This is a genomic window from Pseudomonas sp. zfem005, from assembly GCF_032621735.1.
In the GTDB taxonomy this organism is placed as follows: Bacteria; Pseudomonadota; Gammaproteobacteria; order Pseudomonadales; family Pseudomonadaceae; genus Metapseudomonas; species Metapseudomonas solani.
The window spans coordinates 444362-469897 of sequence record NZ_JAVYJE010000003.1 but is presented as its reverse complement, the minus strand read 5'-3'; the positions used below and the strand labels follow the sequence as shown (position 1 = coordinate 469897).

The 25536-nt window shown below is 66.9% G+C and carries 23 protein-coding genes; 13 read left to right on the top strand and 10 right to left on the bottom strand.

What is annotated here, in order from left to right; translation table 11 throughout:
* Positions 1–69: 69 nt before the first annotated feature.
* Positions 70–729, top strand: coding sequence for an EndoU domain-containing protein (locus tag RTW82_RS08935; RefSeq protein ID WP_316924868.1), 660 nt, complete (start codon positions 70–72; stop codon positions 727–729).
* A 43-nt stretch (positions 730–772) separates the two neighbouring features.
* Here RTW82_RS08935 and RTW82_RS08930 read toward each other — a convergent pair whose 3' ends face one another.
* Both RTW82_RS08930 and RTW82_RS08925 read right to left on the bottom strand, forming a co-directional pair.
* Complete coding sequence (locus RTW82_RS08930; RefSeq protein WP_021217082.1) at positions 773–1354, bottom strand: RNA polymerase sigma factor; 582 nt, start codon at positions 1352–1354, stop codon at positions 773–775.
* Between the two features lie 463 nt (positions 1355–1817).
* A complete protein-coding gene (locus RTW82_RS08925) occupies positions 1818–2123 on the bottom strand; it encodes a c-type cytochrome (RefSeq protein WP_184487544.1) in 306 nt (101 codons plus the stop codon).
* 194 nt (positions 2124–2317) lie between these two features.
* Here RTW82_RS08925 and RTW82_RS08920 point away from each other — a divergent pair, with 194 nt between their 5' ends.
* From RTW82_RS08920 to RTW82_RS08895, 6 genes are all read left to right on the top strand, one after another.
* Entirely contained in the window at positions 2318–3130 is an 813-nt protein-coding gene (locus tag RTW82_RS08920) for a CbbQ/NirQ/NorQ/GpvN family protein (RefSeq protein WP_316924867.1), read from the top strand.
* Positions 3114–3707 (top strand): cytochrome c oxidase subunit 3, encoded by a 594-nt coding sequence (locus tag RTW82_RS08915; RefSeq protein ID WP_316924866.1) that lies wholly within the window; start codon positions 3114–3116, stop codon positions 3705–3707. The genes RTW82_RS08920 and RTW82_RS08915 overlap by 17 nt, the downstream gene beginning before the upstream one ends.
* Complete coding sequence (locus RTW82_RS08910) at positions 3704–3952, top strand: cytochrome C oxidase subunit IV family protein (RefSeq protein WP_316924865.1); 249 nt, start codon at positions 3704–3706, stop codon at positions 3950–3952. Before RTW82_RS08915 ends, RTW82_RS08910 begins: the two co-directional genes overlap by 4 nt.
* Positions 3953–4066: 114 nt before the next feature.
* On the top strand, positions 4067–4507 hold the full coding sequence (locus RTW82_RS08905; protein ID WP_263400079.1) for a c-type cytochrome: 441 nt from the start codon (positions 4067–4069) through the stop codon (positions 4505–4507).
* Positions 4508–4509: 2 nt separating this feature from the next.
* Positions 4510–5928 carry a cbb3-type cytochrome c oxidase subunit I gene (locus tag RTW82_RS08900; protein ID WP_410478776.1) on the top strand — a complete coding sequence of 473 codons (1419 nt, stop codon included), beginning with the start codon at positions 4510–4512 and terminating at the stop codon, positions 5926–5928.
* 128 nt (positions 5929–6056) lie between these two features.
* On the top strand, positions 6057–7904 hold the full coding sequence (locus tag RTW82_RS08895; RefSeq protein ID WP_316924864.1) for a nitric oxide reductase activation protein NorD: 1848 nt from the start codon (positions 6057–6059) through the stop codon (positions 7902–7904).
* A gap of 276 nt (positions 7905–8180) precedes the next feature.
* Here the strand turns inward: RTW82_RS08895 and RTW82_RS08890 are convergent, their stop codons facing one another.
* From RTW82_RS08890 to RTW82_RS08855, 8 genes are all read right to left on the bottom strand, one after another.
* Complete coding sequence (locus RTW82_RS08890; RefSeq protein WP_316924863.1) at positions 8181–8366, bottom strand: protein DnrP; 186 nt, start codon at positions 8364–8366, stop codon at positions 8181–8183.
* A gap of 3 nt (positions 8367–8369) precedes the next feature.
* Positions 8370–9053, bottom strand: coding sequence for a Crp/Fnr family transcriptional regulator (locus tag RTW82_RS08885; protein WP_184487550.1), 684 nt, complete (start codon positions 9051–9053; stop codon positions 8370–8372).
* A gap of 101 nt (positions 9054–9154) precedes the next feature.
* A complete protein-coding gene (ytfE, locus tag RTW82_RS08880; protein ID WP_316924862.1) occupies positions 9155–9826 on the bottom strand; it encodes an iron-sulfur cluster repair protein YtfE in 672 nt (223 codons plus the stop codon).
* 93 nt (positions 9827–9919) lie between these two features.
* The gene (locus tag RTW82_RS08875; protein WP_021217071.1) at positions 9920–10648 is read right to left on the bottom strand and encodes a Crp/Fnr family transcriptional regulator; all 729 of its coding nucleotides are present in this window, start codon (positions 10646–10648) and stop codon (positions 9920–9922) included.
* A gap of 65 nt (positions 10649–10713) precedes the next feature.
* The gene (locus RTW82_RS08870; protein WP_316924861.1) at positions 10714–11526 is read right to left on the bottom strand and encodes an SUMF1/EgtB/PvdO family nonheme iron enzyme; all 813 of its coding nucleotides are present in this window, start codon (positions 11524–11526) and stop codon (positions 10714–10716) included.
* Positions 11527–11584: 58 nt separating this feature from the next.
* On the bottom strand, positions 11585–12733 hold the full coding sequence (gene nirK / locus RTW82_RS08865) for a copper-containing nitrite reductase (protein WP_410478775.1): 1149 nt from the start codon (positions 12731–12733) through the stop codon (positions 11585–11587).
* A gap of 541 nt (positions 12734–13274) precedes the next feature.
* On the bottom strand, positions 13275–14159 hold the full coding sequence (locus tag RTW82_RS08860; RefSeq protein ID WP_316924860.1) for a TIGR02285 family protein: 885 nt from the start codon (positions 14157–14159) through the stop codon (positions 13275–13277).
* A 20-nt stretch (positions 14160–14179) separates the two neighbouring features.
* On the bottom strand, positions 14180–15379 hold the full coding sequence (locus tag RTW82_RS08855; RefSeq protein WP_265169632.1) for a CaiB/BaiF CoA transferase family protein: 1200 nt from the start codon (positions 15377–15379) through the stop codon (positions 14180–14182).
* 332 nt (positions 15380–15711) lie between these two features.
* Here RTW82_RS08855 and RTW82_RS08850 point away from each other — a divergent pair, with 332 nt between their 5' ends.
* The 6 genes from RTW82_RS08850 (at position 15712) to RTW82_RS08825 (ending at position 25492) form a co-directional block, all read left to right on the top strand.
* Positions 15712–16332 carry a YjfI family protein gene (locus RTW82_RS08850; RefSeq protein WP_184487557.1) on the top strand — a complete coding sequence of 207 codons (621 nt, stop codon included), beginning with the start codon at positions 15712–15714 and terminating at the stop codon, positions 16330–16332.
* 14 nt (positions 16333–16346) lie between these two features.
* Positions 16347–17042, top strand: a complete 696-nt coding sequence (locus RTW82_RS08845) for a PspA/IM30 family protein (RefSeq protein ID WP_043240230.1) — start codon at positions 16347–16349, stop codon at positions 17040–17042.
* 61 nt (positions 17043–17103) lie between these two features.
* Positions 17104–17733, top strand: a complete 630-nt coding sequence (locus RTW82_RS08840; protein ID WP_043240232.1) for an OB-fold-containig protein — start codon at positions 17104–17106, stop codon at positions 17731–17733.
* Positions 17734–17770: 37 nt separating this feature from the next.
* The gene (locus tag RTW82_RS08835; protein ID WP_410478774.1) at positions 17771–19840 is read left to right on the top strand and encodes a hypothetical protein; all 2070 of its coding nucleotides are present in this window, start codon (positions 17771–17773) and stop codon (positions 19838–19840) included.
* A 76-nt stretch (positions 19841–19916) separates the two neighbouring features.
* On the top strand, positions 19917–20156 hold the full coding sequence (locus tag RTW82_RS08830; protein ID WP_263400068.1) for a hypothetical protein: 240 nt from the start codon (positions 19917–19919) through the stop codon (positions 20154–20156).
* 83 nt (positions 20157–20239) lie between these two features.
* Positions 20240–25492, top strand: coding sequence for a DNA repair ATPase (locus tag RTW82_RS08825; protein WP_316924859.1), 5253 nt, complete (start codon positions 20240–20242; stop codon positions 25490–25492).
* The last annotated feature ends 44 nt before the right edge of the window (positions 25493–25536 follow it).

Sequence of the window (25536 nt, the reverse complement as noted above, 5' to 3'; positions counted from 1 at the left end):
CACGGATGCGGCGGCCTCCCGTCATTGCTGCTGGGCACCTACCGCCCAGCCAAGTAAAGGAGATCCGCCATGGAATGCTTCAAGAAAACCCTGCCCCTGGGGCTGCTGGCTGCCTGCTGCAGCCTGCCGGCCCTTGCCCAGATCAACTGCACAGCCAATGCGCCCGGGGTCAACCCGCTGCCGGTGCAGATAGGCGGTGGACTGCCCAATAGCCGGATAAACCCGCAGATCAACCAGCGCCACATCTTCTGCGGTGAGATCAACGGGGCAGGCGCAGCGGTGGGCTTTCACTCCCGCCCCGGTAACCATGATCCGGTCCTGGGAGGTCCCGCAGCACCTTTCGCTGCACGCATTACTGCGGGGCGAGATTTCTTCGTGCAGCCGGGCATCAACCACCCCGCGCCATATCGTTACCTCGGTCGTGGCATCCAGGTAGCCAATGCTGGGGTCTGGGTGGCCAAGGCCGCACCCGGGGTCTCGACCTTCTACCCTGACAGTTGCACCCAGGTGCAGGTCGTCGAATCGATCCGCTACGCCTACACCCACCCCATCCAGGCTGTGGGCCCCGTTGGCGGCGCCAACTTCTTCACCGGGCCTTCAGCGCCTTCGGTGGGGGCGGTGAACTACTGCGTCGGCGAGGACGGCAACCCCTTCACCATCGGCGGCTACCTCAACAACATCGGGGGGCTCTGGACCATCAACACCGCCTACCCCATCGGCAACTTCTGATCGGTCGGCCCGCCCCTATGGGGCGGGCTTTCCGCTTCACCTCTCAGCCCTCGTTACCCGCCTCGCACAGGGTGCCCAGCCAGTCCCGCAACTGCCGGCGCGCCAGCTGCACGCGCTTGCGCAGGTTGGGCTCGCTGACGTGCAGCAGGCCGGCCAGGTCCACGTACTCCACACCGCAGATGCAGTGCTGCTCCAGGGCCTGGCCGAGCTTGGGCGGCAGCCGGTGCAGCGCCTTGTCCAGCACCTCCACCGCCTCCTGCAGGCAGGCCTGGCGCTCGGGGCCGAGCTGCTGCGGCTGCCAGGCGGCGTTGTCGTGCAACTGCTGGTCGAGCCAGTCGAGGTTGCAGGTCGAGGGTGTGCTGCGCAGCCGGTCGATGCAGTGGTTGCTGGCCACCCGACGCAGCCAGGCCGGCACGTTATCCACAGCCTCCAGCCGCCCGGGTTCGCGCAGCAGCAGGGTGAACAGGCGCAGGCGCAGCTCGCTGAGGGCGTCCTCCGCATCGTGGGGGTTGCGCGTCAGTTGCTGGCAGCGCTTGCGCATCAGGGGTTCGTGGTCGATGAGAAATTTCCATAGCAGTCTCCGCTGCGTGCCCTGCTCCAGGCTCGCGTCCAGGTTGCTCGCCATAACCATTCCTTGATCCTTCTAAATGCCGGTGGCGACGGTGCTGCACTGGCAGTCCTTGCCAGACCGGCCGGAGCAAGCAGGACGAAGGCGTGCCCGGGTTTGTGAAGGGGTTTCTAACAGGCGAGGCGAGCGCTGCGGGGATGGCGTGAGGTGATTTCAGGCGCAGGGGCCGGGGCAGGGCGGTCAGGGCGTTTGCCGGCCAGGTGCGCGCAGCACAGCCCAGGGCGTAGCGGCTTTCGTAGGATGCGTCGGGCGGCGTTCCGCGAGCGAAGCGAAACCCATGGGGCGGGGAGCGGCAGGCAGAACTCCAGCAATGCCCGGGGTGATGCTATCGAACGATGAGAACGGGAGAAGGCGAGGGTGGCCATGGTGGGCGAGCAGCGCCCACCACTGAACCAGGAGGCTCAGCCGGCCATTGAGGGGAAGCGGCCGACGGCGGATGCGTCGACCGCATGCAGCGGGGTTACTGGAGGGTGACGATCCACTCGGCGAGGGCCTTGGCCTCTGCCTCGCTGACGGCGTTGGCCGGCATCGGGATGGGGCCCCACACGCCCTTGCTGCCGGTGAGGATGCTGTGGCTGATATGCGCTGCGCCGTCGGCGCCGTACTTGGCCGCCACCTTCTGGAAGGGTGGGCCCAGCACCTGCTTGTCGATGGCATGGCAGGCCACGCACGACTTGGCCTTGAACAGCTCTTCACCGGGGCTGGCCATGGCGTTGGCCTGGGCCAGCAGCCCGCCGAGCAGCAGGGCAACCAGTGCTTTGTTCATGAACGTCTCCTCAGGGCTGGGCGCCTGTGCGCCGGTCGGTTGCGCCGGTTTTTCCCGGCGTCTGCGGCGATTCTAGGAGCGCTCCGCTGGGGCACCGCTTGATGGCGATCAAGAACTTCGCGCATCGCGCTTGAGCCCCTCGGCCGGGCTGGCTAGCGTGCCCAGCCGTAACCCGAACGGAGAGTCGCCCCGCCATGAACGCCCCTGTCCAGAACGCCCCTGCCCAGAACATCCCGCCGCTCTTCTACCAGCCGACCGGCAACGAGGTGGCGCTCTTCACCGAGGCCGCCGCCCAGGGCATGCCGGTGCTGATCAAGGGCCCCACCGGTTGCGGCAAGACCCGCTTCGTCCAGCACATGGCCCAGCGCCTGAACCGACCGCTGTACACCGTGGCCTGCCACGACGACCTGTCGGCGGCGGACCTGGTCGGCCGCCACCTGATCGGCAGCGACGGCACCTGGTGGCAGGACGGCCCGCTGACCCGCGCGGTGCGCGAGGGCGGCATCTGCTACCTCGACGAAGTGGTAGAAGCGCGCCAGGACACCGTGGTGGTGCTGCACCCCCTGGCGGACGATCGCCGCGAACTGTTCATCGAGCGCACCGGCGAATCCCTGGTGGCACCGCCCGGCTTCATGCTGGTGGTGTCGTACAACCCCGGCTACCAGAACCTGCTCAAGGGCATGAAGCCCAGCACCCGCCAGCGCTTCGTCGCCCTGCGCTTCGACTACCCGACGCCCGACGCGGAAGCCGGCATCATCGTCCGCGAAGCCGGTGTCGCGCCGGAGCTGGCGCAGCGCCTGGTGCAACTGGGTACTGCCCTGCGCCGGCTCGGCCGCCAGGAGCTGGAGGAGGTCTGCTCCACGCGCCTGCTGGTGCTCGCCGCACGCCTGCTCAACGCTGGCGTGGCTCCCCGTGACGCCTGCCGGGCCGCTCTGGCCGAACCATTGTCGGATGACAAAGCCACGGTCGCCGCGTTGATGGACCTGGTCGATGTCCACTTCGCCTGATGCCGCTGCCAGCGCCCGGCGCCTGCCGGGCGACCTGGCGATGTGGTTCTTCATCCTCGCCGAGCTGACCGTCTTCGCCATCCTCATCGTCGCCTTCGCCGTGGCCCAGCGCCTGGACGTGGAAGGCTTCCGCGCCGGCCGTACGCAGTTGGACCTGTCCATCGCCCTGGCGCTGACCCTGACGCTGCTCAGCGCCGGTTTCTGCGCGGCCCTGGCGGTGCTGCGGGTGCGTCGCCAGCGGCAGGGCCAGGCGGCCATCCTGCTGGGTGTCGCCGTGCTGCTGGGGCTGGTCCATGTGGCATTGAAAGCCTCCGAGTACCACCACCTCGCCACGCTCGGGCTGGGCCTGGAATACAGCACCTTCTTCACCCTGTTCTGGCTGATCACCGGCTTCCACTTCCTGCATGTGTGGCTGGGGCTGGTGATCCTCGGCTGGATGCTCCTGCGTTGCCTGCGCGGCGCCTACCGTGACGGCGAACTCGGCGGGCTGGAATCCGGCGCTCTGTATTGGCACATGGTCGACCTGGTCTGGGTGGTGCTGTTCCCGCTGGTCTACGTGCTGGCGCCCGGGTCATGAAGGCGCTGCTGCTGGCCTGGCTGGCGATGCTGCCCATGTCCGTCGCCGGGGTCTGGCTGGGGCATCGCGAGCCCGCGGCGCTGCTGCCGGTGGCAGTGATCCTCCTGCTCGGCCTGGGCAAGGCCTGGCTCATCGCCCTGCACTTCATGGAGCTGGGGCACGGCCCTCGGCTGTGGCGTTCGCTGCTGCTCGGCTGGCCGCTGCTGCTCACCGGGGTGATCTTCGCCCTGCACGCAATACCCTGATTTTTCTCAGGAAAAATACCTGACTGGAACAATCGGTCTTTCTTGATTGCCATCAAGCGAGGTGCCTGGGGGCGGTTCCTACAATGGCCACGCAACCGTGACCCAGGAGGGCCCATGTCAGAGACATTCACTAAAGGTATGGCGAGGAACATCTACCTGGGAGGAGGCGTTTTCTTCTTCCTGGTATTCCTCGCCCTGACCTATCACACAGAGACCACCTTCCCCAAACGCACCAACCAGGGCGCGCTCACCGAGTCGGTGGTGCGCGGCAAGCTGGTGTGGGAGCAGAACAACTGCGTCGGCTGCCATTCCATCCTTGGCGAGGGCGCCTACTTCGCGCCGGAACTGGGCAACGTGGTGATCCGCCGTGGCGGTGACGAAGCCTTCGACACCTTCCTCGCGGCCTGGATGAAGATGCAGCCGCTGGGCGTGCCCGGCCGCCGGCAGATGCCGCAGTTCAACCTCAGCGACCAGGAGGTGTCCGACCTCGCCGCGTTCCTGCGCTGGACCTCGAAGATCGATACCAACAACTGGCCGCCGAACAAGGAGGGTTGATCATGACCCCGGGCAATCCCTACCTGAAATTCGCCTCGCAGGCGGTCGCCAAACCGTACTTCGTGTTCGCCCTGATGCTCTTCGTCGGGCAGATCCTCTTCGGCCTGATCATGGGCCTGCAGTACGTCGTCGGTGACTTCCTGTTCCCGCTCATCCCCTTCAACGTCGCCCGCATGGTGCACACCAACCTGCTGATCGTCTGGCTGCTGTTCGCCTTCATGGGGGCGGCCTACTACCTGATTCCCGAAGAGGCCGACCGCGAGCTGTACAGCCCGAAACTGGCCATCGTGCTGTTCTGGGTGTTCGCCGCCGCCGGCGTGCTGACCACCCTCGGCTACCTGCTGGTGCCCTATGCGGGCCTGGCGAAGATGACCGGCAACGAGCTGCTGCCGACCATGGGCCGGGAGTTCCTCGAACAGCCCACCATCACCAAGATGGGCATCGTGGTCGTCGCGCTGGGCTTCCTCTTCAACATCGGCATGACCCTGCTCAAGGGCCGCAAGACCGCCGTCAGCGTGGTGATGATGACCGGCCTGGTGGGCCTCGCCGTGTTCTTCCTGTTCTCCTTCTACAACCCGGAGAACCTGGCCCGCGACAAGTACTACTGGTGGTGGGTCGTGCACCTGTGGGTGGAAGGCGTGTGGGAACTGATCATGGGCTCGATGCTGGCCTTCGTGCTGATCAAGATCACCGGCGTCGACCGCGAAGTCGTCGAGAAGTGGCTCTACGTGATCATCGCCATGGCCCTGATCACCGGCATCATCGGCACCGGCCACCACTACTTCTGGATCGGCGCTCCGACCGTCTGGCTGTGGCTCGGCTCGATCTTCTCCGCACTGGAACCGCTGCCGTTCTTCGCCATGGTGCTGTTCGCCTTCAACATGGTCAGGCGTCGTCGCCGCGAGCACCCCAACAAGGCCGCCTCGCTCTGGGCCCTGGGCACCACCGTCACCGCCTTCCTCGGCGCCGGCGTCTGGGGCTTCCTGCACACCCTCGCGCCGGTCAACTACTACACCCACGGCTCGCAACTCACCGCCGCCCACGGCCACCTGGCCTTTTACGGTGCCTACGCGATGATCGTCATGACCATGATCAGCTACGCCATGCCGCGCCTGCGGGGCATCGGTGAAGCACCCGACGCCCGGGCCCAGAGCCTGGAGATCTGGGGCTTCTGGCTGATGACCATCTCCATGCTGCTGATCACCCTGCTGCTCACCGCTGCCGGCATCGTGCAGATCTGGCTGCAGCGCATGCCGGCCGATGGCGCCGCGCTGCCGTTCATGGCCACGGTCGACCAGCTGAAGGTCTTCTTCTGGCTGCGCCTGTACGCCGGCGTGGGTTTCCTCATCGGGCTCATCTGCTACCTGTTCAGCTTCCGTCAGCGCGGCCGCGTTGCCGTGGGGGAGGTGCAGATGAACTGAGGGCATACCGATCCAGGCCCGTCCTTCTGCGACGGGCCTTTCGCGTTATCGCAGCCACCGGCAGGCCGCATCTGCCGGTGGCTCGAATCACTCCTTGCCCTCAACCCTCTCCCAGGAGGCAGGTGCCCATGACCCTTCACCTCGAAGTCGAAGAAGGCTTCGGCCGCGCCTGGCACCGCTTCATCACCCGCCGTGCCAGCCCTGAATTCGACGAGGCGGCCGTGCCCCTGGACGCCATGCGCCGCAGCCTGCTCCTGCTGTTCCGCGGCACCGGCGGCGAGGCCGGTGTCGGTGTGGAAGCGGCCAGCGCCCGCGAGCTGCTGGTGCGCCGCAGCCTGCTGCAACAGGTGGCCGGTACCTGCCAGCAATTGCCGGTGGCCTGGTTCGATGCCGACTCCCTGCGCCTGCCCGCGCAGCTGGCCGTCTACCCCGATGCCGAACTGAACCGCGAGCTGTACCGCTGGCTGGCGCTGCTGGCCGCCCACAGCCAGCCGATGCGCCACTGGGCGCGGGACAACCAGGCCTGGACCCTCGCCGTGCTCGAACGCTACCCGCTGCTGCGCCCGCGCTACCAGCGCCTGGTGGAGGCGCTGCTGAGCCTGCGTCCCGACCCCGCCGCCTTGCCCCCAGCCGAAGCGGCCCTGGAGCGCGCGCTGCAACAGGCCCTGCACAAGCCGGGCAGCCTCGAGCGCCTGCCGCGCAGCGAGAAGGCCCCCTGGCCGCTGCCACTGTGGCTCTACCCGCCGCAACGCCTGGCCGCGCCACAGCATGCCGAACTGGTGGACGGTGACGAGCAGGGCCGCTCCGCCCACAGCGAGGCCAAGGGCCAGGCACGCAAACGGGCCGAACGCACCGGGCAGGACCCCGGTCGCGGCGGCCTGCTGCTGTTCCGTCTGGAGAACCTGTTCAGCTGGTCCGAGCACGTCGAGCTGGACCGCGCCGGTGACGACAGCGAAGACCTGGATGCGGCCAAGGTCGCGGACGATCTGGACCACCTCAGCCTGTCGCGGCAGCGGCAGAAGAAGGGCGGCGGGCTGAAGCTCGACCTCGACCTGCCCGCCGCCGAGTTCGACGACATTCCCCTGGGCGAAGGCATCCGCCTGCCGGAGTGGGATCATCGCCGCCAGCAACTACTCGCCGACCATGTCTGCCTGCAGCCGATGCTGCCGCGTGATGCCCAGCCGGCACCGTTGCCGGATGCTCTGGCGCCCATCGCCCGGCGCCTGCGCCGGCAGTTCGAAAGCCTGCGCCAGCAGCCGCAGTGGTTGCATCGCCAACCCCAGGGCACGGAGCTCGACCTCGACGCCTGGCTGGACTTCAGCGTCGAGCGGCGCCTGGGCGCCTGCAGCGAGCCGGGGCTGTTCCGCGAACGCCGGCAGGCCCGGCGTGACCTTGCCTGCCTGCTGCTGGCGGACCTGTCCATGTCCACCGATGCGCACATCGACAACCAGCACCGGGTCATCGACCTGATCAGCGACAGCCTGCTGCTGTTCGGTGAAGCGCTGCAGGCGGTGGGCGACCGCTTCGCGTTCTACGGCTTCTCCTCGTTGCGCCGCCACCAGGTGCGCATGACCCAGCTGAAAAGCTTCGATGAACGCCACGACGACCGCGTGCGCGGCCGCATCCGCGCGCTGCGCCCCGGCTACTACACGCGCATGGGCGCCGCCATCCGCCGCGCCACGCAATTGCTGCTGGAGCGCAAGGAACGCCAGCGCCTGCTGCTGATCCTCACCGACGGCAAGCCCAACGACCTGGACCGCTACGAAGGCCGCTACGGCGTCGAAGACACCCGCCAGGCCGTGCTTGAAGCACGCCGCGCCGGGCTGCTGCCGTTCTGCATCACCATCGACCGCGAAGCGGCGGACTACCTGCCCTACCTGTTCGGCAGCCAGGGCCACCTGCTGATCAACGACCCGGCGCAACTCCCCGTGCGCCTGCCCCAGCTCTACCGCCAGCTCACCCGTCGGCAGGGGTGAGCACCGCAAGGTTGGGGGCGTCGAAGAGGTATTCGTGGGATGGGGCGGGCGGCGTTCCGCGAGGTACGAAACCCATGCTGCTTTGGCGCTCGGACTTGATGGGTTTCGCTGTGCTCTACCCATCCTACAAGGCGAGGGCAGCCTGATGGTTGGGAGCATGGCAGCCGTAGGATGGGTAGAGGTACGAAACCCATGCTGCTTCGGTGCACGGCCTTGATGGGTTTCGCTGTGCTCTACCCATCCTACGGGTTACGGGATTGGCTCGATGGGGGGGCTTTAGCGTGGCAGCCAGAGCATCATCGCCAGGCAGAACACCGCGAGCATCACGCAGTACCAGCGGAAGCGCTGCAGCCGGCGCTGGCGCGCCAGTTCCTGGCCGATCGGCAGCGACATGCCGCACTGGGGGCAGTCGTCGTCGTGGTCGTCGCCGCTTTCATGCTGGCAGTACAGGCACTGGCGCATGGCTTACTCGAACTGTTCCAGGCGGGGGATATCGAGCACCTGCACGGTGCGCCCGTCCAGGTCGATGATGTGCTCGTCGATCAACCGGCGCAGCACGCGGGAGAAGGTTTCCGGCTGGATCGACAGATGCCCGGCCACCAACTGCTTGGCCATGGGCAGCTCGAAGCGGTGGGCCTCGTCGCCCAGGTGGTTCAGCTGGGTCAGCAGGTAGCGCACCACGCGGTGGGTGGAGTTCTTCAGCGACAGCGTCTCGATTTCGTTGATCCGCCGATGCAGGCGCACGCACAGGGTGGCGAGCAGGGAGAAGGGCAGCTGCGGGTTGCTGTGCAGCAGCTCCATGTAGGTGCGGTTGGCGAAGCGGTAGACCTGGGTGGGCTCCAGCGCCTGGGCCGAGGCCACGTAGTCGGGGGTGTCCATCAGCATCATGGCTTCGGCGAAGGTCTGGCGGCTGCCGACCACTTCCAGCACCTTCTCCTGGCCTTCCGGGGTCAGGCGGAAAATCTTCACCGCACCGGAGATCACGAAGTAGAACGCGTGCGCCGGCTCACCCTGGAGGAACAGCTTGTCGCCCTTCTCCAGGTTGAGCAGTGCGCTGCTGGCCAGCAGGTGCTCCAGCTGTTCCTCGTTGAGCACGTTGAACAGGTGGTGGCCACACAGAATCTGGTGGTGGACGCGATGCGCGTGCATGGCGGGGCGTTCCTGGGCAGGGGAAATCCAGCCAGTATGCACGCCGCCTCCCGAGGGGGTGATGAGGCAGGCTGTCACGGGTCGCACCTCCGATGCGTTCTTCAGGCCGGGTGGTTGGCGCCGAGGAACAGCAGGTTGTTTTCCAGGTTGATGTGTTGCATCAGGTCGCGGCGTAGCGTCTCCAGCCCGCTGTAGAGGCGGCGCCAGCTGTTGCAGGCATCGGCCGGCGGGGTGAGGTCGTCGGTCAGCTCGGCGAGCACCGCCAGGGACTGCGCATGCTCGTCATGCTCATGGCGCATCACCCCGATCGGCCCCTGCACGTGGGCCAGCGGAATGCCCTGGCGCAACCAGGGAAACAGCACGCTTTCCTCCTTGCACATGTGCCATTCCAGCTCCTCCTGCATCTTTCTCAGGTGCGCGGTGAGCCCGGCCGGGTATTGCGGGTGGTCGGCGTGGGTCTTCTCGACGCGATCGGCCAGGGGGATCAGTGCCGGGAACTGTTCGCGGTGGACGGCGTGGTAGCGCTCGAGAATGTGGTCGATCAGCTCGGCGTTGCTGGTCAGCCGCCAGTCGACCTGGGGGCTGCCGGGCGGCAGGCCCTGCAGCTGCTCGGCGATGCGCTGGGCATCGAGGCCCTGTTCGCGGGCCGCATCGCCCAGGCTGCGCTGGCCGGCGCAGCAGAAGTCGAGCTTGTAGTCGTGGAACAGCGCAGTGCTGCCGGGCAGGCTGAAGCTCAGCTCGCTCAGGGTGCGTTCGGTGAGGTTGTCGTGCATGGCGGGCCTCCGATGGCGTGGGGCACGGCGGGGCAGGCGTCGTGGTGATGGCGGCAGTCTAGGAACGGCCCGCGCCGGGCGCCTTGATTGCAGTCAAGCGTCCTCGTGGGCGGGCTCCCGCTCGTCGCCACCGGCGATCTGCATCAGCCGCTGCGGGTTGCACACCAGCAGCTTCTGCCGGCCGCCCCGCACCAGGCCGCGATCCTCCCAGGCGCTGAGGATGCGCGAGACGGTGTGCAGGGTGGTGCCGGTCATCTCGGCGATGTCCTGGCGGCTGACCGGGAAATCGATGCGGATGCCGTCCGCCTCCGGGCGCCCGGATTGCTGCACCAGGCGCAGCACGGTATGGGCGACGCGGCGTTCCACCTCCTCGGTGGCCAGCTCGCAAAAGCGCACATGGGCTTCCTGCAGGCGCACGCCGATGGCCTGCACGGTGTTCAGGGCGAAGCCGGGGTGCCGGGCCAGCAGCGGTTCCCACTGGCGGGTCGGCCAGGCCAGGGCGAGGCTGTCCTGGGTGGCGCAGGCGGTGGCCGGGTAGTCGCCACGGCCCAGGGCGCGGACGAAGCCGAACAGGTCGCCCGGGTTGACCACCCGCACCAGCACGCGCTGGCCGTCGCCGGTGATCTGGCTGGCCTTGAGGCGGCCGTGCACCAGCAGGTAGAACGCCTCCGCCGGCGCTCCCTGTTCGAACACGGTGTCGCCGTTGTGCAGGCGCAGGATGGCGGCCTGGCTGAGGATGTCGTCCTGCTCTTCGCGGCTGCTGTTGGCGAAGGGCGGCAGGCTGGCGAGCCAGGCGCGGTTGAGGGCGAGATCGGCAGTCACGGCAATGATTCCCAAGGTTCCGCCGCAGCATAACCCCTAGGGCAGGCGGCAGAACTTGAGGGGGATCAAGGGATGTCCCTGACCAGGCGGAAACCCAGGTTGTCCGGTGGCTGGCCGGCGGCGCAGCCACCGCCGCGGGCGTCCCGCACGAAGTCGTTGATGGCGGCGCGGTGGCGGCCTTCGGCGATGCGGATCGAGCAGGCCTCGATGCGGCTGAGCTGCACGCCCTGGCCATCCAGCTTGACCCGGTGGTGGCAGCTGTCGGTCCATTCCCAGACGTTGCCGGCGAGGTCGGCAATGCCGAATTCGTTGAGCCCGTGGCTGCCGCGCACCTGTGCCTGGGCCGACTCGGCAGTGCGCGTCTCGGCCTCGAAGCTATAACGCGCCAGCCAGCGCCGAGCCGGGTTGCTGCCATCGTCGTCGATGAGCAGGGCGTCGTCGGCCCAGCGCGAACCGGCGAAGAAGGCCCATTCGACGTCGCTGGGCAGGCGCCAGCGCTGCCCGGTGCGGCGGGTCAGCCAGTCGGCATAGAACTGCGCGTCCAGCAGGCTCACGCCGGTGAGGGGCAGGTCGTCGCGGGGCGTGTCGCCTTCGCTCAGCGGCAGGCAGTCGCCATCGGCCACGCAGCGGGCGTATTCGCCCTGGCTGACCTGGTACTTCATCACCTCGAAGCTGGGCTGCACCTGCTCGCGTCGGGCAGGCGCGTCGATGGCCCGCGCATCCTGCCAGTAGTCGCCAGCGGGGCGGAAGGTGAAGGCACGGGCCGTCACTGTCACCGTTTCCGGTGCCAGTTCGGGCTCGTGGCGGGGGTTGAGGAGCAGCACGGCTGCACCGAGCGCGAAGGCGACGGGCAGGCTGATCAGGGTGGCCTTGTGCATGGCGGTGTCGTCCGTTGGCCAAGGTGGATGGCCGGCCCTCCCGGGCCGGCCGGCGGGCTTACTTGATCGGCGACGGCGGCTCGATCTGGCTCATCAGGTCGGCGTTCCACTCACCCTCCACCTGGAAGTGCGCGGTGGCACCCAGCAGCACACCCTCGATCAGGTTGTGGTTGAGGTAGGCGTACAGGCCCGGCTGGCGGAAGGTGTAGAGCGCCGCTCCGGCCGCGCCGCCCGGGATGAACCAGGTTTCCAGGTCTTCCTCCGGCGGGTTGTTGAACTTGCCGCTGGCCCAGACGTGGTCGCCGTGGCCACCGATCAGGTGCGGGCGGGTGTCACGGTTGGCCTGGGAGTGGACGATCAGCACCGTCTCGCCGACGTTGGCCTTGAGCGCGTTCTTGCCGGTCAGCGCGCCGACCTTGCCGTTGAACACGATATGGCTGGGGATCAGCCCCTTCATCACCGCCTGCATGTCGACGAAGCTTTCCATCGGGCTGGCGTAGCGCTTGAACTTGCCGTCCTTGTCACGGGGGACGTAGAAGTCCTGCTCGCCGACGTAGAACACCTTGTCGTACTTCAGCCCCTTGCCGGCGCGGTCCTTCAGGCCGTCACGCGGCAGCACCATGATCGCGCCGTTCATGCCCGAGACCACGTGCCAGGGGATCATCGCCCCGCCCGGCGCGCAGTGGTACACGAAGACCCCGGCGCGGGTCGCCTTGAAGCGCAGCTTCACCTGCTCGCCGGGGCTGACGATGGTCAGCGCGCCGCCGCCCAGGGCTCCGGTGGCGGCATGGAAGTCGATGTTGTGGGCCATGCTGTTGCTGGCCGGGTTGACCAGGGTGAGTTCCACGTAGTCGTCCTGGTGCACCACCATCAGCGGGCCGGGCACCGAACCGTTGAAGGTCATGGCGTGGATCTCGGTGCCCTCGTCGTCGAGCACCAGGGTCTTCTCTTCGATGGTCAGGGTGAACGCCACCACCTTCGGCTTGCCGCTGGCGCGGGCCTCGTGGGCATGGACGAAGGGCGGCGCCACCAGCTCGACCTTGACCCGCTCCAGCTTGGACAGGTCGGGCGCCTTGCCCATGTTCTTCGGTGCAGGCTCGCCGGCCATCGCTTTGGCGCTGCCAAGTACCGAGCCGGTGACGCCGAGCACCACCGCGCCTGCCAGCAGGGTACGGCGGGAAAGGGACAGCTCTTCCTGATCGTGCATGGTGCATCTCCGTAAAGGACGATTCGTCGTGGCTACAGAGATACCGCGTGGGTAGAAACATTCTTTGAGCTGAGACAAACAAGCCTGCAGCTGGACAACCTGTCGCAGGGGGAGATGTGCGTCAGGTCGCGTTTGTGGATGGTTAGGTCTGTGTTGAGTGTTATTGGCGGATTTGAGCTCAGCTGATTACCGAGTTCTGTTGGGACTTTTGGTTTCGCCCACCCGGGCGAGTCCCTTTTCCAATCGTTGAAAAGGAACCAAAAAACTCGCCCCCGACATACGGGTCTGGCTGTCGCCAGACTTCCCTCACTCCATCGCCGCTCCAGGGGCCGGCGCGAAGGGCCATCCATGGCCAGTCGCGCCTCTCGTGGCATCCATGCCACTCGTCCCCCTGCGCAACGACTGCGTTCGGCCTCCTGAAAGGGGGCATATTGCGGCTGCTCCAACGTCGATGCTCAACGCCTCACATTGAAGTGCGCATCACCTCCAGGTGCGCGCGGCACACCCTACGTGGCGATGGCTTTCGTTGGGTGGGGCGGACTCAATCCTTCTCGAAGAAGCCCTTGGCGTCCTTCAGGTAGGCCTCGCGGGTGGGACCGTCCAGCCAGCGGGCGTAGAGCTGGATCAGCTCCTCGCCGCGCAGCTCGCGGATCACTTGGTTGATCGCCTCGATGGCCTTCTTGCCTTCGGGCGTCTTCGAGCAGCCGACATGGGCCAGCAGGTAGCTGGGCATGCCCTGCACCGGGTAGAAGCGCAGGTTGGAAACCTCCATGCCCTCGGTCTCGGCCAGGTAGCGCACCTCGGGCCAGTAGCCGAGCAGGGCGCTGATGCGACCGTGCTCCTGCATCTGCAACAGGCTGCCCAGGGCGTTGTTGCCGTGGTGCACCAGCAGGCGTTCGGGCGGGGCGGCATGCAGCGTGGCATCGATCGCCGGCCCGTAGCTGCGCTCCACCAGCACGCCGAGGCGCTGGTGCGGGTCGGCGAGAAAGGCCGCCAGGTCGATCTTGCCGTCGTGCAGGAAGGGCCGCATCTGCGCCTCCCGCTCCTGGCGCACCACCACGCCGTTGGTGACCACGCCCAGCGTGGGGATGGAGAAGTACATCAGCTGTTCGCGCTCCTGGGTCCTCAGCACCCCTGCGTCGCAGGTGAGGGTGTCGCGGGCGAACATCTGGTTGGCCCGGGCGCGGTTGACCCGGCTGTTGAGGTGGCGGTACTGCGGTAGCCGCTGCTGCAACAGGCCGAGCATGCGGTCGGCGATGCCTTGGCCCTTGAGCGGGCCCTCCATGATGTTGAACGGCGCCATGTCGCGCACCGTCCAGGTGATCAGCGGGGCGGGCTCGGCCAGGCAGGCGCCGGCTGCGCCCAGCAGCGCGCAACCGAGCAGGGCGCGGCGCAGGCGGGCGCGCAGCGATGGGGCGTGCCGCAAGGTGGGGGGCGTGCTGCGGTTCAGATGGCGCCTTCCTTGCGCAGGGTGTCGATGCGTCCCGCGTCGTAGCCGAGGCCGGCGAGCAGCTCGGCGGTGTGCTCGCCCAGTTCCGGGCCGACCCATTCGGCCGAGCCCGGCGTCGCCGAGAGCTTGGGCACGATGCCGGGCATGCGGAAGGGCTTGCCGTCCGGCAGGCGCGCCTGGAGGAACATCTCCCGGGCGATGAATTGCGGGTCGTTGAACATGTCTTCGGCGGAGTAGATGCGGCTGGCCGGCACCTCGGCGCGGGTCAGGGTCGCCAGCACCTGGTCCAGGGGCAGCGAGCCCACCCAACGGTCGATTACCCCGTAGAGTTCGTCGCGGCGCGCATCGCGGCCATCGTTGCTGGCCAGGCTCGGGTCGGTGGCCAGGTCCTCGCGGTCGATGGCCAGCATGAAGCGGCGGAAGATCGCATCGCCGTTGGCGCCGATCTGTACGTGGCGGCCGTCGGCGCTGGTGTGGATGGAGGAGGGGGTGATGCCGGGCATGATGTTGCCGCTGCGCTCGCGGATGAAGCCGAACACGTCGAACTCCGGGACCATGCTTTCCATCATGGCGAACACCGCCTCGTACAGCGCCACGTCCACCACCTGGCCCTGGCCGCCGTTGACCTCGCGGTGGCGCAGCGCCATGAGCGCGCCGATCACGCCCCAGAGCGCGGCGATGGAGTCGCCTATGGAGATGCCGGTGCGCACCGGCGGGCGGTCCTCGAAGCCGGTGATGTAGCGCAGCCCGCCCATGGATTCGCCCACCGCACCGAAGCCCGGCTGGTCCTTCATCGGCCCGCTCTGGCCGAAGCCGGAGAGACGCACCATCACCAGCTTCGGGTTCAGTGCGTGGATCACCTCCCAGCCGAGGCCGAGCTTCTCCAGCACGCCGGGGCGGAAGTTCTCGATAAGGATGTCCGCCTCGCTCAGCAGCTGCTTGAGGATGGCGATGCCGTCGGGGTGCTTGAGGTTGAGCGTCAGCGACTTCTTGTTGCGCGCCTGCACGAACCACCAGAGCGAGGTGCCCTCGTACAGCTTGCGCCACTTGCGCAACGGGTCGCCGCCATCGGGGGATTCGACCTTGATCACCTCGGCACCGAACTCGGCACACAGGCGCGAGGCGAAGGGGCCGGCGATCAGGGTGCCGAGTTCGATGACTTTCAATCCGGCGAGGGGCTTGGCGAGGGTATCCATGGCACATCCGTGGGGCAGGGAAAAATCCCGCGTAGCCTAGACCATTGCCCCGTTGCAGTGCAGCCGTCCGCCGGCTGCTTTTTCGTGAAACACGTCGGTCTTCGGTCCCTGTCCGCTTTCCAAGGGCCCGTCACGAGGTTCTAATCCCTGGCGATACCCATCGCGCACATCGGAAACCAGGGACAGGTCCTCATGCTCGGCGCTCATCCCCACAACCTTCCAGAACCCTCCCGGCCCGCTTCGGGGCTTAGTGCTGCGCGCCTTTTACCGGGGCTCGCAAATATCACATGTGATTTATTGAAAGCTTACATGTGATGAATTATTCTGCGCCCATGCAAAACAAGTCATCCGCCCATTACCAACGTTTGTTCCGCCAGCGCCTGCGTGATCAGGGGCTGGTGAAAAAGGAAGTCTGGATACTGCCGGAGAACGCCCAGGCGCTTCTGGCGGTTGAACGCAAGCTGCGCCAGCCCCAGCCAGGGCCGGTCAATCTGGAAAAGGAGGGGGTCATGGAAATGCCTCAGATCTGGAATGCGCGTGCGCTCTGCGAGGCCTTGGCCGCGACCGAGCTCTTCACCTGTGGCGATGCCGGCATCGAGCTGATCGAAGGCGCCGAACCGAGCTTGCACGTCACCATGCATGAATACGGCGACCTGCCGCTGTTCGTCGCCCTGCACGGTGAGCAGATCATCGTCGAGGCGCTGCTCTGGCCGCAGAGCGAAGTCACCGACCTGGTGGCCTTCAACGAAGAAGTGCTGCTCAGCCGCCAGCTGTTCCCGCTTTCCAGCATCGGCCTGGAGACGCTGCCCGGCGGTGAGCGTTGCTACACCATGTTCGGTGCCCTGAGCGCCACCTCGATCCTGTCCAACGTGGTCTACGAGATCGAAACCCTCGCCAGCAACGTGATTCGGGCCACCGAAGCCTACGAAGCCTATCTGAAGGCTCAGGCCTGACCTGGAGGATGCACATGAACGTTTGGAGCAAGCTGCTGGCCGCCCTGCGTGGTGGTGTCAACGAAGCCGGTGAGGCCATTGTCGACAGCCAGGCCCTGCGTATCCTCGACCAGGAGATTCGCGATGCCGACCTGGAGCTGCGCAAGTCCAAGGAAGCCCTGGCCGAGATCATGGCGCGGCAGAAACTGGCCGAGGACCGTGCCGGCAAATGCGCCGCCAAGGTAGGCGAGTACGAAGCCTACGCGCTGAAGGCCCTGGAAGCGGGCAACGAAGCCCTGGCCAAGGAAGTGGCGGAGAAGATCGCCAACCTGGAGAACGAACTGCTTGTGGAGCGCGAGCAGGTCGCCGGTTTCGCCGCCAACGTTGCTCAGTTGCGCAAGGCGGTGACCCAGGCCGAAGGCAACATCAAGCATCTGAAACAACAGGTGGATACCGTCAAGGCCACCGAGAGCGTGCAGAAGGCGCAGATGGCCGTGGCCCAGCGCTACAGCGGCTCGCAGACCAAGTTGCACACTGCCGTCGAATCGCTGGAGCGCATCAAGCGCCAGCAGGCCGAGCGCGCGGCGAAACTGGAGGCGGCAGCCGAACTGGCCGCCACCAGCAGCCCGGACGATGACCTCGATGCCAAGCTGCGTGCAGCCGGCATCGTCGCCGACGGCACCAGCGCCGACAGCGTGCTGGCCCGCCTGAAGGACAAGGGCAAGTCCTGATTCACCGTTGAACGGGCGGCGCCGCTCGGCTCCGTCCAGCCTTTTCAGGGATAGGAAAGCGATGGACATCTTCCTGCAGACCGCACTGTCGTTCCCCACCGTGCTATTCAGCTTCCTGCTGTGCCTGGCCATCATCTACTGGGCGATCGTCGCGCTCGGGCTGGTGGAGGTCGATCTGCTGGACGTCGAGGCCGACTCGCTGCTCGCCGGCGATGGCGTCGCTGCCCTGCTGTCGAAGCTCAAGCTCAACGGCGTACCGGTCACCCTGGTGCTCAGCCTGCTGTTCGCCGGCTCCTGGTTCCTCAGTTATTTCGCCGAACTCCTGGTCCTCAGCCACCTGCCCCTGGGCCTCCTGCGCTACCCGCTGGGCCTGGTGGTGGCCGTCGTTGCGCTGGGCCTGTCGCTGCCCGTGGCGGCGCTCATCTGCAGCCCGCTGCGGCCGCTGTTCCACAAGGCGGAGGCCGTCACCAGCAAGAGCGTGCTCGGCCAGACCGCGGTGATCCGCAGCGGCCGCGTCACCCTGGAGCATGGCGAGGCGGTGCTCGAAGACGGTGGCGCCGGGCTGATCCTCAAGGTCCGCGCCGAGGAGGCCAAGGGCTTCAAGCGTGGCGACCGCGTCGTATTACTGGAATACCTGGAGGCGCAGCACGCCTATCGGGTCATCACCGAGGACGAATTCCGGGGCATCTGACCCGGTGCGCCTCAGCATCAAAGGAGAGTGATTGCAAATGAACAACATCGAGTGGGTGATGCCCTTCCTGACCGTGCTCGGACTCGTCGTCCTGTTCGTGGTCGGCATCCTGGCCCTGTTCAAGGCCTTCTACATCAAGGTTCCCCAGGGCACCGCGCTGATCGTCAACGACATGTCCTCCACGCCCAAGGTGCACTTCACCGGCGCCCTGGTGTACCCGGTCATCCACCTCAAGGAGTTCATGCGCATCTCGCTGATCACCCTGGAAGTGGACCGCCGCGCCAAGGACGGGCTGATCTGCCGCGACAACATGCGCGCCGACATCACCGTGGCCTTCTACCTGCGCGTCAATGAAACCCAGGAAGACGTGCTCAAGGTGGCCAAGGCCATCGGCGTCGAGCGTGCTTCCGACCGCGCCGCGGTGAACGAGCTGTTCAACGCCAAGTTCTCCGAGGCGCTGAAGACCGTCGGCAAGCAGTTCGACTTCGTCCAGCTGTTCGAGAACCGCCAGGACTTCCGCGACCGCATCATCGAAGTGATCGGCAACGACCTGAACGGCTATGTGCTCGAGGACGTCGCCATCGACTACCTGGAGCAGACCGCGAAGAACTCCCTCGACCCGAGCAACATCCTCGACGCCGAAGGCATCCGCAAGATCACCGAGCTGACCGCCGCGCAGAACGTCATCACCAACGAACTGGAGCGCAACGAAGAGCTGGCGATCCAGAAGAAGAACGTCGAGACCCGCGAAGCCGCCCTGGCCCTGGAACGCCAGCAGGCCGACGCCGAGGCCCGGCAGAAGCGCGAGATCGAAACCATCCGCGCCCGCGAGGAAGCCGAGACCGCCAAGGTCAAGGAAGAGGAACGCCTCAAGGCCGAGCAGGCGCGCATCCAGGCGCAGCAGGAGATCGACGTGCGCGTCGAGAACCATCAGCGCGAAGTGGAAGTGGCCCAGCAGAACCGCCAGCGCGCCGTGGTCATCGAGGTGGAGAAGGTCACCCGGGCCAAGGACCTGGAAGTGGTCGCCCGCGAGCGCGAGGTCGAGCTGCAGCGCATCGAGAAGGAAAAGGCGCTGGAAGAACAGCGCAAGAACATCGCCAACGTGATCCGCGACCGCGTCGCCGTGGAGAAGACCGTGGCCCAGGAAGAAGAGCGCATCAAGGAAGTGCGTGAGATCTCCGAGGCCGAGCGCGCCAAGCAGGTCATCGTGCTCCAGGCGCAGGCCGAAGCCGAGCAGGAGCTGGTGCGCCAGGTCAAGCAGGCCGAAGCCGACGAAACCCGCTCCAAGCACAAGGCCGTGGAAATCAACAACCTGGCCCAGGCCGAACTGGAAGCCGCTGCCAAGCAGGCCGAAGCCAAGAAACGCCTGGCCGAAGGCATCGAGGCCGAGCGCGCCGCCCCCGGCCTGGCCGATGCACGGGTGCTGGAAGTCACCGCCGCCGCCAAGGAGAAGGAAGGCCTCGCCGAAGCCCGCGTACGCGCCGAGCAGCTGATTGCCGAAGCCCGTGGCGAGCAGGAGAAAGGCCTGGCCGATGCCCGCGTGCTGGAAGCCGCCGCCGCTGCCAAGGAGAAGGACGGCCTGGCCGAAGCCAAGGTCCTGGAAGAGAAGCTGGGTGCCCAGGCACGCGGCGAGGAACAGCTCGGCGCCGCCAAGGCCAAGGCCACCAAGGACCTGGGTTCGGCGGAAGCGGAAATCCTGCTGCAGCGCCTCAACGCCGAAGCCGAAGGCCTGGGCAAGAAGTTCGGTGCCCTGGATGCCCTCAGCGACAGCGCTCGCCAGCACGAGGAATTCCGCATGCAGCTGGAGAAGAGCTTCGAGGAAGCCATGGCTGCCATCGCCGCCAACAAGGACATCGCCAAGGACCAGGCCGAGGTGCTCGCCACCGCGCTGGGCAAGGCGAAGATCGAGATCGTCGGCGGCGAAGGCGACTTCTTCAACTCCTTCGCCAAGTCGCTCTCCGTGGGCAAGGCCATCGAAGGCGTGGTGGGCAAGAGCCCGGTGGTGCAGGACGTGCTCGCCCGCCTGCTCAACGGCAAGTCGGCGCCTGCCGCTGCCGTCGCCGCCCCGGCCAAGGCCGAGCCCCAGGACCCGGTCGCCGGCGCCTGACGGAAGCCCGCTTCAAACCGCCAGGCACCCGGTGCACCCGGGTGCCTGAACCCCACGAATGAACAGGGAACATGTCATGTCCGAACCCAGGGATTATCTGGAACTGTCCTTCCGCTCGATCCACTGCTTCGCCAACGACGGCCGGCTGGATGTGCACGAGCTGGGCTCGCTGCTGGCCATCGCCGAGCGCGACGGCGTGATCGATGAGAACGAAATCCGCGTGCTGAAGAAGATCATCGCGCACATCAAGCCCGAGGAACTCGACTCGGCGATGCGCGACAAGGTCGCCGAAGTCGCCCGGAAGATCGGCGCCTAACCGCTCCACGCCCCACACCCCCAGTCCCCACCGCCGCGTGGGGGCGCCTCGCTTGCAGACAGCGCAGATTCAGGAAGACCACGATGTCGGATGCCCAAGCCGCAACTCCCGCTCAGGATGTACTGGACAAGGCCGTCGCCGAAGGCGGCGCCTACGAGGTGCTGCACAAGCGCCTGCTGGACCAGGGGCAACGCCTGCGGCGGACCACCGAGTCCCTCAACCAGAAGCGCCTGGAAGAGTTCGGCAACAGCCGCATGGACGTCATCGGCCGGGTGCGCATCCGTACCGAGAACAACTGCATCGCCCGTGACATCGTCCAGGTCGGCGACTGCCTGCTGTTCGGCTACAACGTCTTCATCGGCCTGAAGAAGGAGACCCACGTCGCCGACGTGTTCTCCCTCTACCGCCTGGTGGAGGAGGGCGAGGGCTACGAAGCCGAGCCGGTGCCGCTGGAGGGTTCGTTCCTCGCGGCCCAGGGCTTCGTCAACGACTTCAACGAGCTCTACACCTATTACAAGAACACCCGCCTGCTGCAGCTGGCCATCCGCGACGGCAAGTTGCTGGCGAGCTTCCAGATCGGCGAGCGCATCACCGACATCCGCGTGTTCCGCTGGTCCATTTCCGCCGACGGCCGCGATGTGCGCTACATCGACAACCGTGGCGAGCGCGACATCGCCCTGCCGGCGCCCTTCGACTTCGAATGGAAGAAGGCCACCCGCGACATGGTGGTACAGGGGCGCTTCCCGCACCTGAACATCCTCGACACGGTGTTCGTCGAAACCATCGGCGGTGACCTCACCATCAAGGTCGAGAACAACACCGAGGACGGTCTCGGCATCTACCGCGAGGAGGTGCTCGACAAGACCCAGTCCCTCGACGATGCCCAGGTGGAGTTCGCCCGCCTCGGCAGCCTGATCCTGCTCAAGGTGCTGCCCTATCGTGAGGAGCAGTGGCGCTACCTGGTGTTCAACAGCCTCACCCGCAAGGTCGAGCGCATCGACGCCATCGGCCTGGCCTGCGTCCAGCTGCCGGAAGACCACGGCATCATCTTCCCCGGCGGTTACTACCTGCAGAACGGCGAGTACAAGACCTTCGAGCAATCCATGGACGGCATGCGCTTCAAGCGTGCCGTGCGCTCGCCCAACGGCGAGGACGTGCAGTACATCTTCTACCACCCCGAACAGGGGCGGGCGGTGCTGCTCACCTACAACATGATCAACCGCCAGCTGCAGAACCCGCTGTTCGGCCACGGCTACGCGCGCCTGGAAGACGGGCGCATGGTGATCTTCGCCGCCGAGGGCGACGAGCCCACCCGTATCCACCCGATGCAGGTCTGGCAGACCCCCTTCTTCACCGAGGAATACGCCGCCCGCCAGCCGGCCCGCAGTGGCTTCCTCGGGCGCATCGGCAACGCCGAACTGGTGCGTGGCGTCTCCGACCTCTACGACCTCAGCCGCGAGATCGAAACCCCCGCGGTCTCGGTGCAGCGCTACTCCCAGCTGTGCCAGAACACCCGCCGCCTGTTCGACGTCTACCACTGGCTCGGCAGCGACCAGCTGGAAGGCCTGGCGCCGCTGCTGCGCGAAGTGGCCGCCACCGCCGAGCTGGTGCTGGACGAATACGAGAAGGTCGAGAGCATCCGCCGCCAGTCCGACCAGGCCATGGTCGGCGCCGAAGATAAACAGAAAGCCCTGCTCGACGGCCTGCTGCCGGACAGCTGGGACCAGGTGCAGAGCTTCGTCGACGCCCTCAACGGCATCACCGCCCAGCGCGGCCTGCTGCTGACCATCCGCGACTACCGCTACATAGACGTGGCGCGCATCGACGCCATGGAAGCCGAGCTGCTCAAGGCCCAGGAACGCACTGCCGCCGCCACCGCCGGCTTCCTCGCCAGCGAGCAGGCGCTGCAGCCCTTCGTCGCCCGCCTGGAGGCCCTCGACGCCGAGGCGCAGAAGGCCGAAACCGTGGCCCAGCTGGCCGAGCCCCTGGCCGCGTTGCAGGCCATGGCCGCCGACCTCGACATGCTCTCCAGCCTGATGGCCTCGCTGCAGATCGACGACGCCACCCAGCGCACCCGCATCATCGAATCCATCTCCGAGATCTACGCCCGCCTCAACCAGGCCAAGGCCCGTGCCGAGCAGCGGCGCAAGGGGCTGGGGTCCACCGAGACCGTGGCCCAGTTCGGTGCCCAGTTCAAACTCTTCAGCCAGGGCATCACCAACGCCCTGGGCCAGGCCCAGGACCCGGAGCGCTGCGACGAACAGCTGTCGCGCCTGCTGGTGCAGCTGGAGGAACTGGAGAGCCGCTTCGGCGACCACGAGCAGTTCCTCGGCGACATCCTCGCCAAGCGCGAAGAGCTGCTGGAAACCTTCGAGGCGCACAAGCAATCCCTGCTCGACGAGCGCCAGCGCAAGGCCCAGGGCCTGCTCGACGCGGCCCGGCGCATCCTCGAAAGCCTCGGCCGGCGCACGGCGAAATTCACCCAGGCCGAAGAGCTCAACGCCTTCTTCGCCGCCGACCCGCTGATCCTCAAGCTGCGCGAACTGGCCGAGCGCCTGCGCGAGCTCAAGGACAGCGTCAAGGCCGATGACGTCGAGGCCCGCCTCAAGGGCGCCCGCGACCAGGCCGTGCGTGCCCTGCGCGACAAGACCGAGCTGTTCGAAGAGGGCGGCAACGTCATCAAGCTCGGCCCGCGCCACCGCTTCAGCGTCAACACCCAGGAGCTGGACCTGACCCTGATGCCCCGGGGCGACGAGCTGCACCTGCACCTCACCGGCACCGACTTCCTCGAACCCCTGCGCGACCCCGAGCTGGATGCCCTCAAGGCCTTCTGGCAGGTGGCGCTGGAGTCCGAATCCGCGCAGCTGTACCGCGCCGAATACCTCGCCGGGCAGGTGCTCGACGCCGCCGATGCGGGGCAGGAAAACCTCAGCCTGGACGGCCTCAAGCAACTGCTGGGGCAGCCCGACGAGCTGGCGCGGGTGATCCGCGACTTCGCCGCGCCGCGCTACAAGGAAGGCTACGAGAAGGGCATCCACGACCACGACGCCGCCGCCATCCTGGCCCAGCTGCTGCCGCTGCGCGAAAGCGCCGGCCTGCTGCGCCATACCGCCCCGGCGCGGGCCTTCGCCAGCCTGTTCTGGGACCTCCGCCGCAGCGACGAAGCCGCCGCCCAATGGCCGGAGCGGGCCCGTACCAGCCGGCATATCCAGCAGCTGTTCGGCCGCCGCGAGGGCCTGCTGCAGTTGCAGGCGGAAATCCTCGCCGCGATGCAGGCCTTCCTCGTCGAGCAGCCCCTGGCGCTGGGCGCCACCGCCACGGCGGAAGCCGCCGAGTACCTGGTGCAGGAACTGGCCGCCGAGCGCATCGAATTCACCTTCAGCAAATACGCCCGCCAGTTGCAGGAGACGCTCAAGCTGCGCCTGCAGGGCGCGCGCATGTGGGACGACTACCAGCAGGCCCTGTCGCGCCTGGCCGAGCGCCCGGCGGCGCAGTGGGCGCTGGCGAGCAACTGGCTGCAGGGGCTGTGCTCGGAGGGCGAGCATGCCGCCCTGGCCGACTACATCCCCGAGGCGGTGGCCCTGTCGCTGCTGGCCGAGGACTTCCCGCGGCGCATCACCGAGGTCGACCTGCGCTTCACCGTCGGCAACCTCATGGGCGAGCACCCGCGCATCGCCGAGCGCAGCCTGCAACTGGCGGTGGATGACTTCTTCGCCCGCCTGCGTGGCCACCGCGAGGATTTCCTGCCCGGGCTGCAGCGCTACCAGGCGCTGCGCCAGGTCATCATCGGCCGCGAGCGCGATGCCCTGCGCCTGGCCGAATTCAAGCCGCGCCCGCTCAGCTCCTTCGTGCGCAACAAGCTGATCAACGACGTCTACCTGGGCGTGATCGGCGACAACCTGGCCAAGCAGATGGGCACCGTGGGCGAGAACAAGCGCACCGACCTGATGGGCCTGCTGATGCTCATCTCGCCCCCCGGCTACGGCAAGACCACCCTGATGGAATACGTGGCGCACCGCCTCGGGCTGATCTTCATGAAGATCAACGGCCCGGCTCTGGGCCACGAAGTGCGCTCCCTGGACCCGGCCCAGGCGCCGGACGCCACCTCGCGCCAGGAGCTGGAGAAGCTCAACCTGGCCCTGGAGATGGGCAACAACGTGATGCTCTATGTCGACGACATCCAGCACACACACCCGGAATTCCTGCAGAAATTCATCTCGCTGTGCGACGGCACCCGGCGCATCGAGGGCGTGTGGAAGGGCCGCACCAAGACCTACGACATGCGCGGCAAGAAGTTCTGCGTGGTGATGTCGGGCAACCCGTACACCGAGTCCGGCGACGTGTTCAAGATCCCCGACATGCTCGCCAACCGTGCCGATATCTATAACCTCGGCGACACCCTGGGCGGCATGCAGGAAGCCTTCTCCCTCAGCTACATCGAGAACGGCCTGACCTCCAACCCGGTGCTGGCGCCCCTGGCCACCCGCGACATGGCCGATGTCTATCGCTTCGTCGCCAAGGCCGAGGGCAAGCCCTTCTCCAGCAACGAGCTGAGCCACAGCTACAGCGGCGCCGAGATCAACGAGATCACCACCACCCTGCAACGCCTGATGCAGGTGCGCGACGTGGTGCTCAAGGTCAACCAGCAGTACATCGCCAGTGCCGCCCAGGCCGACCAGTACCGCACCGAGCCGCCGTTCAAGCTGCAGGGTTCCTACCGCAACATGAACAAGATGGCGGAGAAGATCTCCGCCGTGATGAACGACGCCGAGCTGCTGCAACTGCTGGCCGACCACTACCAGGGCGAGTCGCAGCTGCTCACCACCGGCGCCGAGGAAAACCTGCTCAAGCTCGCCGAACTGCGCGGCAACCAGAGCCCGGAGCAAGTCGAGCGCTGGGCGCAGATCAAGCGCGACTTCCAGCGCAACAAAGCCATGGGCGGCAGCGACACCGACGTTGGCGGCCGCGTGGTGGCCCAGCTCAACGACCTGGTGGAAAGCGTGCGCGGCCTGGCCCGCCAGCCCGACGTGGAAGAGGCCCCGGCGGATGCCCAGGTGCCCTGGCAGGAACTGCTTGCCGGGCTGGAGAAGCTGGTGCAGAAACCGGCCAATCTAGAAGTCGAGGTGGTCGCCCCGGCCCAGCAGGGCGTGCGCGAGGTGCTGGTCAGCCTGGCCGAGAGCCTGGAGAACAGCTTCCTGCCGCTGATCAAGGTGATGGACAAGAAGATCGACATCGACCTGCGCACCCACCACCGCATCAACGACATCTCCAACCGCCTCAACCAGTTGGGCGAGATGATGGGCGCCGGCAAGGCACCGGGTGGCGAATCGTCCTGACCCGCTGGGCTGGCCAGCCCGGCGAACAACCCGAAGAGAGGGAG